A 13,063-nucleotide genomic window follows, 5' to 3' on the forward strand; every position below is an offset into this window, starting at 1 on the left:
ATTCAATAAATGTACCACTTATTATGGCTAAGCCAACTTATATTTTGGGAATTGAATCTTCATGTGATGACACTAGTGCCGCTGTCATTGCAAACGGTAGAATGCTTTCCAATGTTGTTGCTACACAAAAAATACACGAGCAGTATGGCGGGGTTGTTCCAGAGCTTGCCTCCAGAGCGCATCAGCAAAATATTGTTCCAGTGGTTCATCAGGCCTTAGCTCAAGCAAATATCGCAAAAAAAGACCTAAGCGCCATAGCATTTACCAGTGGTCCTGGGCTTATGGGTTCGCTCTTGGTTGGCACCTCATTTGCCAAGTCTTTGGCCATGGGATTAAACATTCCCCTAATCGATGTACACCATATGCGGGCACATATTTTAGCGCATTTCATCGAGGTAGAAGGCCAAACGCCACCCGAATTTCCTTTCCTTGCCCTGACCATAAGCGGCGGCCACACCCAATTGGTTCGTGTGAACGACTATTTTGATATGGAGCTCTTAGGAGAGACCATAGACGATGCTGTAGGCGAATGCTTTGACAAATCAGGAAAGATTCTTGGCTTGCCTTACCCTGGAGGCCCACTCTTTGATAAATTGGCCCAGCAGGGGAATCCGAAGGCCTTTCCTTTTCCAAAACCAAAGGTTGGCCCCTATGAATTCAGCTTTAGTGGCCTTAAAACAGCTGTGCTTTATTTTGTGCAGAAGAATACAGCAGAGAATCCGAACTTTATAGAAGAGAACCTGAAAGATATCTGCGCCAGTGTACAGTATACCATAGTGGATTACATTATGGATAAACTTAAGAATGCCGTTCGCGACACAGGTATTAAGCGTGTGGCCATAGGCGGAGGAGTTTCTGCAAATAGTGGCATTCGCCAAGCCATGGTAGATGCCAAGACGGAACTGGGCTGGGAAACCTTTATTCCACCTTTCCAGTTTTGTACCGACAATGCAGGCATGATCGCAATGGTTGGCCAACTCAAATACGAGCGCGAGAATTTTGCGGGTTATGAATTACACGCCAAAGCCCGTTTACCCTTTACCCGTCCGGCAGAAATCTAGGGCTTTTTTTACCTTTGAACCATGCAGCTATTCTATCAACCTGAATTAGACACCAACAGTACCAGTGTAGGCTTTGACAAAGAAGAAAGTCGCCACATTACTCGCGTACTTAGAAAGTCTACCGGAGACCTTATTCACATTACCAATGGAAAGGGATTGATGTTCCAAGGAGAATTGGGACTGGTAGAACCCAAACATTGCGAGGCTTATATTACCAAGGTTGAAAAATTACCGGCATTGCCCTACCGACTGCATTTGGCCGTTGCTCCTACAAAATCCAACGATCGGTTTGAATGGTTTTTAGAGAAAGCTACGGAGATAGGCATTAGTCGAATTACACCCTTGTTGTGTGACCACAGCGAACGCAAGCAGATCAATTGGGAACGTTACCACAAGATCTTGGTGAGTGCCATGAAGCAATCTCTGCAAGCACACTTACCGGAATTGGTCGAGCTTACCTCATTTTCAAATTTTATCGATGAGCAAGCCGCCCTTAAGGGAATCAAAGCCATAGCCCACTGTGAGGAAAGCTCCAAAACTCCACTTAAAACCTTGCTAGGCGAGCAAGAATCTGTGGATATACTTGTGCTAATTGGTCCGGAAGGTGACTTTAGCCCTGCGGAGATAGAAAAAGCGGTTACGGCGGGCTTTGAGGCTACAAGTCTGGGAGAGCAGCGTCTGCGTACAGAAACTGCCGCGCTAGTGGCTTGTCATACTGCAGCTTTGATTCGGTCTTAAATATTGAAACCCAGAGCCGAAGCCCCGGGTTTCGCTAACCAACCTTGATTCAAAAAAATTTGAAAAAAAGTATCATTGTTTGGTCCACTGAAGGGTCACATCAGGAGAACCTTCGCCACAAGAATCGGTAATATCGTCTTGAAAGGTCAAGGTAAAACTGCTGTCGTCTCCAGAGATATACATGCCATTTCCACCAACACCGGGCCCTAAAAAGATAGAGTTGCCACCACAGGCGGTAAAGGTGAATTGTTCATCTGCAAAGATCACCTCCTCGCACACAAAATCCATCACATAAGAAGTAAGGTTGTCTAAGCCTACAGAGGCCACATAAAAGGCTTCGAACGCACGTTGGTTTGGTCCGCCTAGCGTGATGCCTAAAGCCGCTTCAGAGGTCGATTGATCATATAGGGTCAAAACCACTCCACCCCCGTCAGGATCAAAGGTATCGAGGCCAAAAATGGTCGGCGTAACTTGTTCTACCAGATAATCTCCTGTGAAAGCTCCAGCCTCTACAGGACAAGTAATGAAAACCTTGATTATAAGCGAACTAGAAACTGCCACCTCTTCTGATGCTTCAATACTTACCAATACCTCTTCTGTTGGGATTTGTTCTCCCAAAGGATCAATTCCCGAGATAGTAAAACTCCCTTGGTAGGCATTGGCAGGAATGGTAAAACTACTGGGGATGTTGTAGTAATCCGCACCTAGCCCTACTGGGGCAGCGACAGACAAATTGAAAGTTCGGTCTTCTGGAGCTCTGGTAGAACTGTTGACCACCACCTCTGCCGATCCGGAATCGTTGATCAGAATGGCGAGTTCTACAGTAGATTTTTCAAAGCTCAGTAAGGTCTGACCATTATCCGGATCGAACAGGATACGGTCTTTATCGGAATCGCAGGCGGTAAAAGCCACGCAATTCATTAAAATGAGTATGATATACTTTTTCATGATTCTTGAATTTAATTGGTGTCATAACCTGGATTCTGTTCAATATTCGGGTTTACATCGATCTCGGCTTGCGGAATAGGCAAAGTGAATCTAAAATCACTTGGCAAGAGTTCACAAGGCGTAGGCCCGCCGCAATCGGCTTCGTTCCGCACGATCCCAAGACCCGTAAGGTCTCGAGTTCTTCTCAAGTCGATAAATCGATGCCCTTCATAGGCTAATTCTTTGCGGCGCTCACTTAAAATGTCAGTAATGGCTTCGAGAACAGAGGAATAATTAGGAGCCGGCTGATCGGATCCAAAGCGCGCGTCACGAAGGGCATCGATGGTTAGTGCTGCCTCGGCCAATTGCCCCAAGCGGGCTTGGGCCTCAGCTTTTATTAAATATTGTTCGGCTACGCGATAGAGTTTTAGGTCGTTCAACCCAAACTGTCCGTCGCGTCCCGGATATTTCTTGATAAATAAGGTCTCCGGAGGATTACTCACCGGATCTATGGTACCGCCGTCAACATCATCGTCTAGGAGCACATCATAGCGAACATCTGCAGGGTCCAAGGAATCAAAGAGACCAAAGGACATCTCAAAGAATGCTCCCCCGGTACCTGTAAAATAGAACAGACCACCAGCTCTGGCATCTGCCACCGTGCGCGAGGCCTTGAATATGACCTCGGTATTATCCGCATCGGCATACATGGCGATGTACTGCTCCGGAGTCGCTAAAGGATAAGTGGCAATAAGCTGATCTGCCATACCAATAGCCTGCGTGTAATCACCTCTATATAAGGCAATACGCGCTTTCAAGGCTTTGATAAAGTCCTTGTTAAGAAAGATATTCACAGAATCTTCCAAAAGCGCATCCGCAGCATCTAAGTCACTTAAGATTCCTGCAAAAACGTCGCCTACGCTATCGCGACTCGGCAATTCTAAGATCACCACAAAGTCGATATAAGGCACACCCAGGTCATTATCGGCAAATCCTGGTGCAAACACCGTCAAAAGGTCAAAATGCGCCAAGGCTCTCAAAGCCAAGGCCTGCCCTTCTATCTGTGACAAACGATCTAGCTGTTCTGGCGTTAAGTCACTGCTGTCGATTACCGAAATGGCCTCCAGCACCCGATTGGCCCGATTGATCACCGCATAATAACTGGAGTAGATATTGTTTACAACGCCACTCCCTGCGTTGATGGTCTGATTGTGTTCTACTGTTCCCTGACCACCGTTGGCATTACCAAAACGCAGATCGTCTGCAAAGCGAGAGGAGAACTGTATAATCAGCTGCGGATTGTAAGCCGCATACGCCCCACTGAGGGCAAGGTCTATGTCTTCCGGAGTGGTCAAGGCTCCTTCTGCAGCAACCGAATCTACCGGAAGTATGTCTGTAGCATCTCGGCACCCTGCAAATAGCAGGCTTGCCGAGGCGATATATATAAATAACTTCTTCATGATCTCAATTTTTAAAAGGTTAAGTCTAAACCAAGGGTAAAGGTTCTGGCGGTCGGGAAATCGAAGAACGAAGTACCGGTATTGGTCTCCGGGTCAAAGCCGCGCCAACGACTAAAGGTTAACACGTTCTGGCCTTGGACATAGATCCTTGCGGCGGCAAAAGGCTTCTTCTTGAATTGCTCGCCGCGCAAGGTGTATCCAAGCACGATATTGCGCAGACGCAAAAAGGAACTGTTTTCCAAGTAGCGATCTCCGGCCTGAAATCTGAAGCCGCCCAAGTTTGGATCGGGCACATCGGTGATGTCTCCCGGCTGACTCCAAGCGTTAAGCACCGTGGTGCTCTGATTGGCAAAACCGGCCAGAGAAGGATCTTCTGTTACCGCTAAGGAACCGTTGGTACGGTACTGCTCCGCAGCAAAACTCCACAAACAAGACAAGGCAAAGCCTTTGTATTGAATGTCAGCACCAAAACCACCACTGTAAAGCGGCTGCGTACCCTTGCCCAAAAAGACAGCGTCGTCTGGATTGAACTGATTGGTGATCTGCCCATTAGCATCCAGATACAAAGGTTCTCCGTTGGCAGGATTCACCCCGGCATAGCGCACCAGGCGGAATTCTCCAATGGATTGCCCAACCCCAAGATTCCCAACGCGTTCTTCTCCGTCGAAAAGACTTAAGATCTCGTTGTCGTTGTAATTGAGGTTACCATAGAGGTTTATATACAACTGTTTGGCTTCGTTACGCAAGAGGGCGTAATTGAATTCAAAATCGACTCCTTTGTTTCTGAGCTTCCCGACATTGTCTGGAAAGGTGTTAAACCCAGAGGTCAAAGAAACAGGACGAAACAACAAGGCATCGCGGGTAGTGTTCGAATACACATCCAGATTTCCACTAAAACGATTGTCAAAAAGGCTAAAATCGATACCGATATTGGCCTGAGTGGTTTCCTCCCATTTTAAGTTTTCATTACCGATGGCACTGGGTACTACACCCGGAGTGGCGTTGTAACCTATGGCCGGCGAGAACAAACTGAATTGACCAAAAGGAATAAACAGTTCTTGGTTTCCTACCGTTCCATAGCTTACCCGCAAGGCGAGTTCATTGACCCACTCTTGCTTTGCCATAAAAGCCTCATTGGCGACATTCCAACGGCCAGAAACGGCATAGAACGTACCGAACTCATTCTCGTCTGGAAAAAAGGACGAACCATCTCTACGCAAACTGGCCTGCAGTTCGTAACGTTTATCGTAACGGTAACTCAAAACTCCGAAGTAAGAAAACAGACCGCGGTCGTTCTGGGCCCCGAAAAGGATCGGGATATAAGGACGCGTCTCTGCTCCGCCTTGAAGCTCAACAACTTGCCCGTTGGTAATTCCGTTGATAGACTCTTCAAAGAGTGGATTCAATCCGAAGCCAACAAAGCCGAAAGAACGTACATGCCTTTTATTGTACTCAGTAAATAAGGAGGCGCTAACATCGTGCACATCACCGAAAGTGTTCTTGTATTTAAGACTGGCGTTGAAATTGACACGCAGATCTCTGAAGTCACTTTCTTGACGCGAACCTTTCAGGTCTGAATCCGCAGTGGGCGTTATTAGCCCACGGATACTCCCAGGTGTTGTGATGATAGTACCGTTCTGTTGGCGGTAATCTGCCCCCAACAAGGCTCCTAGCTTGAGATTCTTCGCCAATTCATAGGTGGCGTCCAAAGAACCGATAAGGCGAAGCTCTTCTTCGTTGTCGGTATTGAAAGTGGCCGTGTTCAGGGCCAAATAAGGCGTATTCAGAAATCCATTGGCACCAGAGGCATTGATAGAACCGTCCGGATTTAAGGCTCCAGATTCTACAGTACCAAAAGTGTTCAGGCTTCCGTCTGGATTAAAGGCATCTTGAAACGGCAAGCCGATATAGGGCACGATAAAAGGATTGTCTAACTGCCCGCCGGTATTGCCGCCACGCACACGATCTACCACAAAATTGCTCTTGCTAAAGTTGGCCGTGAACTGGCTCGAAAGCTGAAAGCGATCGGAGCGAACTTCGTTATTCGTTCTAAAGGTAAATCGCTGCAGGGAAGAACCTAGCGTGATTCCCTCCTGCTCAAAATATCCCAAAGAATTAAAGCTTCGGCTGTTCTCACCTCCGCGAGAAACGGCGATCTCATGAGAGATGGTAGACCCATTTCTAAAGAAAATATCGCTCCAGTCGGTATTGATCCGGGCCAGGGTTGCGATCTCCTGATCGGTTAGACCATTTCCGGCTCCTGTTCCGATGAGCCTTTGATATTCCAACAGCTGCTGAGAATTCAAGACGTCAAAATTCGGATCGGGTTTTAATGAAACTCCATACTGGGAACGATAGGTCAAGGTAAGCGGACTGTTAAACTTTCCGCGTTTGGTGGTCACCACGATAACCCCTCCGGCAGCACGGCTACCGTAAAGCGCCGAGGCGGACGCGTCCTTAAGGACCTGAATGTCCTCAATATCGTTGGCGTTCAAACTGCGGAAGTTGTCTTGGTCTACAAACACTCCATCGATAACGAACAAAGGTTCACTGTCTCCATTAAAGGAGTTGACCCCACGAATGGTAATGGTTCCCTGTTGACCGGGTTGTCCGGAGCCTGTGGCTACGTTCAAACCAGCAACACGACCTTGTAAGACTTGATCTAAAGAGGCAATGGGTACCTGCTCCACTTCTTTAGCGTTTACAGTACTAACTGCCGCTGTTGGATTCTCTAAGCCGTAAATTGGGGCTGAGATCACTACAGTCTCTAGAGCCTCGGACTCTAAAACTACATTGATCTGACTGCGGCCGTTCACAGCGATCTCTAAGGGTGCAGTGGATACATACGAGAACACCAGGGTTTGACTGCCATCTACATTGATGGTATAGCTTCCGTCAAGGTCGGTTTGTACCCCTAAATTGGTGTCTTTGATCTGTACAGTGGCTCCAAAAAGCGGGAAGCCTTCTGCATCGGTTACGGTACCTGTCACAGTAAGTTGCTGAGCAAACCCTAGCCAAGGGATCAGCAGAAATACCAGAGAGGCTTTTTTTAGCATACTCTTCATACTAGCAAATTTTTGATGAAACAAAAACGAGGCTTTAAAAGCAGGATCGCTCTTAAATGCGCTAGTACAAATATTTAAGGGAATGCCGCGGTAAATGGGTGCAATGGATAAGGATTACCCTTTACCTTTTTAAAGTTTACCTAAGCCCGAACGGGCCTTACCCTTTACCTTTTAGACGAAATAAGCTTATGAATATAAGGCCTTTACGTATTGTGAAGGCGTAACCTCGTTGATCTTCTTAAACGATTTATTAAAGGTTACTTTGTTGTTGAAGCCCACCTCGTAGGCCACGTCGATAATGTTCTTTTCGCGTTCGGTATCGGCTTTTAGGATCTCCATAGCCTCCTTGATCCTGTAGCTGTTTATTAGCTCAAAGAAGTTCTGCCCGAAATGCTCGTTGATTATCTGTGAGGCAGAATGACGTGTAGTACCAAGGCGATCGGCAAGGGAATCGAGGTTAATGTCGTTCTCCCGATAGATCTTCTCTTCGTCCAAGAGATTCACCAGCTGATTCTTTAGTTCTAAAGAGTAACTGTTGGTGAGCCCAGAATTCTTGTATTTCAGGTAGTTGGATTCTAAATGGAAGCCCATTAAAACCTTAGGCTGGGAATAAGCGACATAGGCCACATAGAGTACCATGCCAGACATGAGGATCAACTGCGAGTTGAAAACCGGCCCGGTATTGATATCTGCCATAAGCAGTATACCATACACCAAATAAACCAAAGCGTATAAGATCTGAAAGCCAACTATATTACGCTGCCAGACATAAAGCGGTGTTTGCACTTGTGTGCGATGGGTTCTTGTTTTTAAAAAGAGCAATAAGGTCAATGTTGCGTACACCACCAGCGAAAGTATCTTTCCGGCTGCGACCAATTGTCCGTAAGGATTGGAACTGTAATTGCCTAAACCGAGCATCATCCGCAGTTTCTCTTCTGCCGAAAGCGCATATATTGGTAAGAACATGACCACCAAAGCCAGCGTTGGCAAAAGATGAAGCGCGTCTATCCATTTAGGTTTATAACCTGTTTTGATCCGTCTGAAGTAAAAATAAAGTAATGGTCCGTATAGGAATGAAAACACTGTCGACATGCTTTGAGTATGCGGTAATTCGAAAGTGTAATTCATGGTATAAAGCCCTACGTGTATGATAAACACGGAGTGAATCAAGAGGAACAAACTAAGCAGCAGCGCGGCCAATTGGTCTTTTTTCTTTCTGATATTGATGATCAGCACAATAAAAAAGCCGATAAGTCCGGAATAGATATAAAAGAGTGCGATCCACTTGAATTGAGGTACGTATTGATCTACCAGACTTTGATAGGCCGGAGCCTCACTGATATAATTGAACGAGCTGTGCTCTACAAAGTGAAAGTCTAAAGTGCGTTTAACGTATTTATCTATATAAACGGCTGCGGTCTCTGCATCGTTGGTCTTGGCCGCTTTAAATGCCAACTCCCTAAACATAAGTACAGAGTCGATCTGCACTTCTTCTTGCATATGTGCCGATGAGATCTGGGCAAAAGATGTCGTGCCGCTCAAAACTAGGAGCAGTAGCACGATCATTTTTTTGAATTTTGCCTGGATGGTTAGCATAGCAGAATTTTCAATTAAAGATAAGCCTCAGCAAGGTAAAATAAAAGCGGACAGTACATCCCGATAGAAGTTTACTCGTAAACCTTTATCAGGAGACAACCATAAAACGCTGTAATACAAATATATAGAACACTGTTATAAAAACACTAAGATTTTAACATTCAAAGCTCAGAAATAAATCATTATTAATCATCTTCTTTTAATTTACAACAATTTACCGGGGATTTACCCTACAATTTTAGCCTATTTGGCATTTATTTAAGAGAAAGGAATGCTACCTTTATGGCATGAGACCGATCCGTATAATAAGTATAAGTTGTCTGCTATTGTTTAGTCTGACCACAAGCCTTATTGCACAAGAAATTGCTGTGCTACAATACGGCGGTGGTGGCGATTGGTACAGCAACCCAACGGCGGTTCCGAATTTGATCCGCTTTTGTAACCAAGAGATCGGTACGGTGATGAAAGATCGCGTAAACAGCGTTAAGCCTGGAAGCATTGATCTTTTCAATTACCCAATGTTGCATATGACGGGGCATGGGAATGTATATTTTACCGATGAAGAAGCTGAAAATCTACGAACCTATCTGCTGAGTGGTGGTTTTTTACATATCGATGACAATTACGGTATGGACCCTTATTTGAGAAAAGAACTCAGTAAGATCTTTCCAGACAAAGAGTTGAAAGAACTACCGGCCTCCCACCCGCTATTCAGCATACATTTTAAATTTCCACAAGGCTTACCCAAAATACACGAGCACGACAACGGCCGCCCGCAAGCTTTTGGCATTTTTGAGAACGACAGGCTGCTGGTGTTATATACTTACGAATCTGATATTGGCGATGGTTGGGAAAACCCGGAGATTCACAACGATCCGCCTGCCGTGCGGTTAAAAGCCTTACAGATGGGTGCCAATATTGTCAAATTTGCCTTTAATCAATAGGGGTGGCACAATTATCACACGAGCAGACTCAGTTCGAATCTAAACAGTTTCCAATTTCTATTGTTACCGATGGCTTGCAATCTCCAGCCAATATTGGTGGTATTCTTAGGCTTATGGAGGCTTTTGGCGTTGGAGAGCTTTTCTTGTGTGAATCCGCAGTAGATCTGAACTCCTCCCGCTTAAAACGCACTGCAAGAAGCGCAGAGCGCGCAATCACGATACATAGTTTTGACACGACCCTTAATGCTTTAGAGCACATAACGAACAAGGCTCCCAACACCCAAATAATCGCTTTAGAAATAACCACCAATAGTATCCCTTTGGCACAGCTAGTTTTAGACAGCTCCGCTCCTATCGCTTTGATTTTAGGAGGCGAAAGCCAAGGAGTGTCTCCAGAAGTACTAGCGCGATGCCATCTGGCCACGCATATACCTATGTACGGAAACAACAGTAGCATGAATGTGGCGCAGGCTACCGCAATTGCCTTGTATAGTATTAACCGGCAGCTTTTGTAGTTGCCGTGAATTGCCTATTTTTAAAACACAACAATAAACCACCACTATGACATCGAAAACAATTGCCAACGGAATCTTACGGGCTGTGGGGGTACTTGTAGCTGTAGCCTTGTTGCTTTGGTTCTTATACCAGATCCGTTCGGTATTGGTTTACATTTGTCTGGCAGCAGTTATTGCGCTTATTGGTCGTCCGGTAGTGGTATTTTTAAGAAGACGCCTAAAATTTGGCAATAGCTTAGCGGTGGTGACCACCATAAGTTTGATGTTTGCCGTATTCTTGGGAATTATGTCGCTGTTTATTCCGCTGATAGCCAAACAGAGCAAGAACCTTTCGTTGCTTAATATGAATGGCCTACAAAGTAATTTCGAGGAGCTGTTCAACCAGGCTAAGGATTACTTCTCTGCTCGCGGGATAGACCTATTGACCACCTTAGAAGAAATGGACTGGCTCTCTAAAATAGACTACAAGGCCGTACCTGACTTTTTGAATCATATTTTCGGAGCCTTGGGCTCCTTTAGCATTGGGCTATTTTCGGTGCTGTTCATTTCGTTCTTCTTTTTAAAGGACAGTTCTATGTTTGACCGCTCGCTGATGAGTCTGGTAAAGAACTCTGATGAGAATCGGCTAAAGAATAGCGTTACCAAGATCCGCAACCTACTAACTCGTTACTTTTTAGGGCTTCTAGGCCAGGTTACAGTATTGTTTGTACTGTATACCATAATCTTATTGATCTTTGGCATTGAAAACGCTGTGGTTATCGCATTTCTATGTGCCTTATTGAATCTGATCCCTTATGTAGGGCCGCTTATTGGTGGTGCATTGATGCTCCTGTTGAGTATGTCCAGTAATATTGGGGCGGATTTTCAAACAGTCATATTACCGACCACTATTTATGTAATGATCGGTTTTGTGGTAGTACAGCTAATAGACAACTTTGTGAATCAGCCTCTAATCTTCTCTTCTAGTGTCAAGTCGCATCCGTTAGAGATATTTCTGATCATAATTATTGGCGGATTGTTATTAGGCATTGTCGGTATGGTAGTGGCCGTACCTGCCTATACGGCTATAAAAGTGATCGCCAAGGAGTTCTTGTCGGAATACAAGGTTGTACAGAAGCTCACCAAAAACCTCTAGGTCTTGCTAAGCGCACTTGTTAGCCCAGAGGTACAAGAATATATATTGGAGAATCTCCAGGCTGAACCCGCAACTATTGCCCTAAAAAAGGCAGTTTTTGAAAACGTGTCTATGGCAGACATTGCCTCTCAGATCGCCGCGCGACAACGGATCAAAACCAAACTCCCTGCGCTCTATGACAAAAGTGGGCTGCTGTTTCCTCCCAAACTCAATTTAGAACAGAGCTCCTCCGCAGAAACAGCCACCTATAAAGGGCAGCCCCATAGCGGGAAACGTCTTCTGGACCTTACAGGAGGGCTTGGTATAGATACTATGGCTTTTGCCCAACAGTTTGAAGAAGTGCATTATTGCGAACACAATGCCGAACTGGCGGCCATAGCTGCGCACAACTTTAAAACGCTTGGGCTTGATAATATCACCGTGCATGTTGGAGATAGTTTACAAGTGTTAGCGCGTGGGCATTGGGATATTATCTATTGCGATCCGGACCGGCGCTCTAAGGTGCAGCGTGCTTTTCGTTTGGAAGACTGTGAACCTAATGTAGTAGCCTTACAGGAGCGACTCTTAAGGCATACAAACCGTTTACTCATTAAGGCGGCCCCGATGTTAGATCTGGATCAGGCTCAGCGGCAACTGCCTAGTTTAAAGCAGGTCACTGTACTCGCAGTAAAGGGCGAGGTGAAAGAACTGCTATTGCTCTGTGAAGCACAGGCTACTACCCTAACCCATATGGCCGTAAACCTTACCTCAGCGGGAGCGGAAATAGATGAAATCGGAGTTGTTAATGAACCTATTACGTTTGCTGACCCCAAAACATATTTATACTTGCCGCATGCTGCGCTAATGAAACTACAGGCTTTTGATTATGTCGCTTATAAATACAAGCTGGACAAGCTGTCTGTTAACAGCCATATTTTCACTGCTGACGAATTGGTATATTTCCCCGGACGTAGATTTAGATTGCTCAAGCAATTCCCTTATGCAAAAAAGACCATGCGCGAATATCAGAAGCAAGACTATTTGGTCATTTCCAAGAATTTTCCGCTCCCCGTAGCCAAACTGAGACAGCAGTATAAGATCAAGGATGCGGGAAATAATTACCTCATTTTTACCACTTTGCTAGACGGACAACGCGTGGTTTTAGAAGCCGAGCCCATTTTATAAAAAAATCTGAAAATTGGTTGTGTTATCTAATTCGAAAAGTTAACTTTGCCTCCGCTAAAATCGGCAACGGTATTAGTGTTTATTGGAGAGGTGCCAGAGTGGTAATGGAGCAGATTGCTAATCTGTCAACGGGTAACCGTTGCCCGGGTTCGAATCCCGGTCTCTCCGCAGAAGTTCTTAAAACTTTAAAGTTAGTTGTGTAAACACTGCGCGCCGCAGTTTGTTTACAAACTGCGGGGTGTAGCGTAGCCCGGTTATCGCGCCTGCTTTGGGAGCAGGAGGTCGCAGGTTCGAATCCTGCCACCCCGACAAAAGAAAAAGCCTGTACAGCGTAGAAAGTTTACTTTCTTAAGCGGTACAGGCTTTTTCTTTTAGCAACGAACAATACAGAGGATGATGCGACCAAAGGGAGCATAATCCCATTGTGAGTTGCTTTTCTTTACGAACGGAAACTTGTT

General features: G+C 45.5%; 10 protein-coding genes and 2 tRNA genes. 8 read left to right on the plus strand and 4 right to left on the minus strand.

Annotation, left to right across the window (positions count from 1 at the left end; translation table 11 throughout):
- The first annotated feature begins 23 nt into the window (after nt 1-23).
- Nucleotides 24-1,061 (plus strand): tRNA (adenosine(37)-N6)-threonylcarbamoyltransferase complex transferase subunit TsaD, encoded by a 1,038-nt coding sequence (tsaD, locus tag BTO09_RS13720; protein WP_087525325.1) that lies wholly within the window; start codon nt 24-26, stop codon nt 1,059-1,061.
- Between the two features lie 21 nt (nt 1,062-1,082).
- The gene (locus tag BTO09_RS13725) at nt 1,083-1,799 is read left to right on the plus strand and encodes a 16S rRNA (uracil(1498)-N(3))-methyltransferase (protein ID WP_087525326.1); all 717 of its coding nucleotides are present in this window, start codon (nt 1,083-1,085) and stop codon (nt 1,797-1,799) included.
- 72 nt (nt 1,800-1,871) lie between these two features.
- On the opposite strand, the gene BTO09_RS13730 is transcribed toward BTO09_RS13725, so the two are convergent.
- From BTO09_RS13730 to BTO09_RS13745, 4 genes are all read right to left on the minus strand, one after another.
- Complete coding sequence (locus BTO09_RS13730; RefSeq protein WP_157663524.1) at nt 1,872-2,747, minus strand: hypothetical protein; 876 nt, start codon at nt 2,745-2,747, stop codon at nt 1,872-1,874.
- A gap of 11 nt (nt 2,748-2,758) precedes the next feature.
- Nucleotides 2,759-4,186: a RagB/SusD family nutrient uptake outer membrane protein gene (locus tag BTO09_RS13735; protein ID WP_087525328.1), complete on the minus strand. Its 1,428-nt coding sequence runs from the start codon at nt 4,184-4,186 to the stop codon at nt 2,759-2,761.
- Nucleotides 4,187-4,197: 11 nt separating this feature from the next.
- On the minus strand, nt 4,198-7,251 hold the full coding sequence (locus tag BTO09_RS13740) for a SusC/RagA family TonB-linked outer membrane protein (RefSeq protein WP_087525329.1): 3,054 nt from the start codon (nt 7,249-7,251) through the stop codon (nt 4,198-4,200).
- 186 nt (nt 7,252-7,437) lie between these two features.
- Nucleotides 7,438-8,817 (minus strand): helix-turn-helix domain-containing protein, encoded by a 1,380-nt coding sequence (locus BTO09_RS13745; RefSeq protein WP_157663525.1) that lies wholly within the window; start codon nt 8,815-8,817, stop codon nt 7,438-7,440.
- 317 nt (nt 8,818-9,134) lie between these two features.
- Here BTO09_RS13745 and BTO09_RS13750 point away from each other — a divergent pair, with 317 nt between their 5' ends.
- The 6 genes from BTO09_RS13750 to BTO09_RS13775 all read left to right on the plus strand — a co-directional run bounded on the left by BTO09_RS13750 (nt 9,135) and on the right by BTO09_RS13775 (nt 12,914).
- Complete coding sequence (locus BTO09_RS13750; RefSeq protein ID WP_087525331.1) at nt 9,135-9,791, plus strand: DUF4159 domain-containing protein; 657 nt, start codon at nt 9,135-9,137, stop codon at nt 9,789-9,791.
- A 2-nt stretch (nt 9,792-9,793) separates the two neighbouring features.
- Nucleotides 9,794-10,306 (plus strand): TrmH family RNA methyltransferase, encoded by a 513-nt coding sequence (locus BTO09_RS13755; RefSeq protein WP_157663526.1) that lies wholly within the window; start codon nt 9,794-9,796, stop codon nt 10,304-10,306.
- Nucleotides 10,307-10,352: 46 nt separating this feature from the next.
- Nucleotides 10,353-11,441 carry an AI-2E family transporter gene (locus BTO09_RS13760; protein WP_087525333.1) on the plus strand — a complete coding sequence of 363 codons (1,089 nt, stop codon included), beginning with the start codon at nt 10,353-10,355 and terminating at the stop codon, nt 11,439-11,441.
- A gap of 3 nt (nt 11,442-11,444) precedes the next feature.
- Complete coding sequence (locus tag BTO09_RS13765; protein ID WP_157663527.1) at nt 11,445-12,605, plus strand: class I SAM-dependent methyltransferase; 1,161 nt, start codon at nt 11,445-11,447, stop codon at nt 12,603-12,605.
- An 84-nt stretch (nt 12,606-12,689) separates the two neighbouring features.
- Nucleotides 12,690-12,773 (plus strand) — tRNA-Ser (locus BTO09_RS13770).
- 66 nt (nt 12,774-12,839) lie between these two features.
- Nucleotides 12,840-12,914, plus strand: a tRNA-Pro gene (locus BTO09_RS13775).
- The last annotated feature ends 149 nt before the right edge of the window (nt 12,915-13,063 follow it).

The sequence above is a fragment of the Gilvibacter sp. SZ-19 genome, assembly GCF_002163875.1.
In the GTDB taxonomy this organism is placed as follows: Bacteria; Bacteroidota; Bacteroidia; order Flavobacteriales; family Flavobacteriaceae; genus Gilvibacter.

Coding starts and splice junctions, on each gene's coding strand:
- BTO09_RS13760 (WP_087525333.1), top strand. CDS start 10,353: ATGACATCGAAAACAATTGCCAACGGAATCTTACGGGCTGTGGGGGTA.
- BTO09_RS13740 (WP_087525329.1), bottom strand. CDS start 7,251: ATGAAGAGTATGCTAAAAAAAGCCTCTCTGGTATTTCTGCTGATCCCT.
- BTO09_RS13750 (WP_087525331.1), top strand. CDS start 9,135: ATGAGACCGATCCGTATAATAAGTATAAGTTGTCTGCTATTGTTTAGT.
- BTO09_RS13745 (WP_157663525.1), bottom strand. CDS start 8,817: ATGATCGTGCTACTGCTCCTAGTTTTGAGCGGCACGACATCTTTTGCC.
- BTO09_RS13725 (WP_087525326.1), top strand. CDS start 1,083: ATGCAGCTATTCTATCAACCTGAATTAGACACCAACAGTACCAGTGTA.
- BTO09_RS13735 (WP_087525328.1), bottom strand. CDS start 4,186: ATGAAGAAGTTATTTATATATATCGCCTCGGCAAGCCTGCTATTTGCA.
- tsaD (WP_087525325.1), top strand. CDS start 24: ATGGCTAAGCCAACTTATATTTTGGGAATTGAATCTTCATGTGATGAC.
- BTO09_RS13730 (WP_157663524.1), bottom strand. CDS start 2,747: ATGAAAAAGTATATCATACTCATTTTAATGAATTGCGTGGCTTTTACC.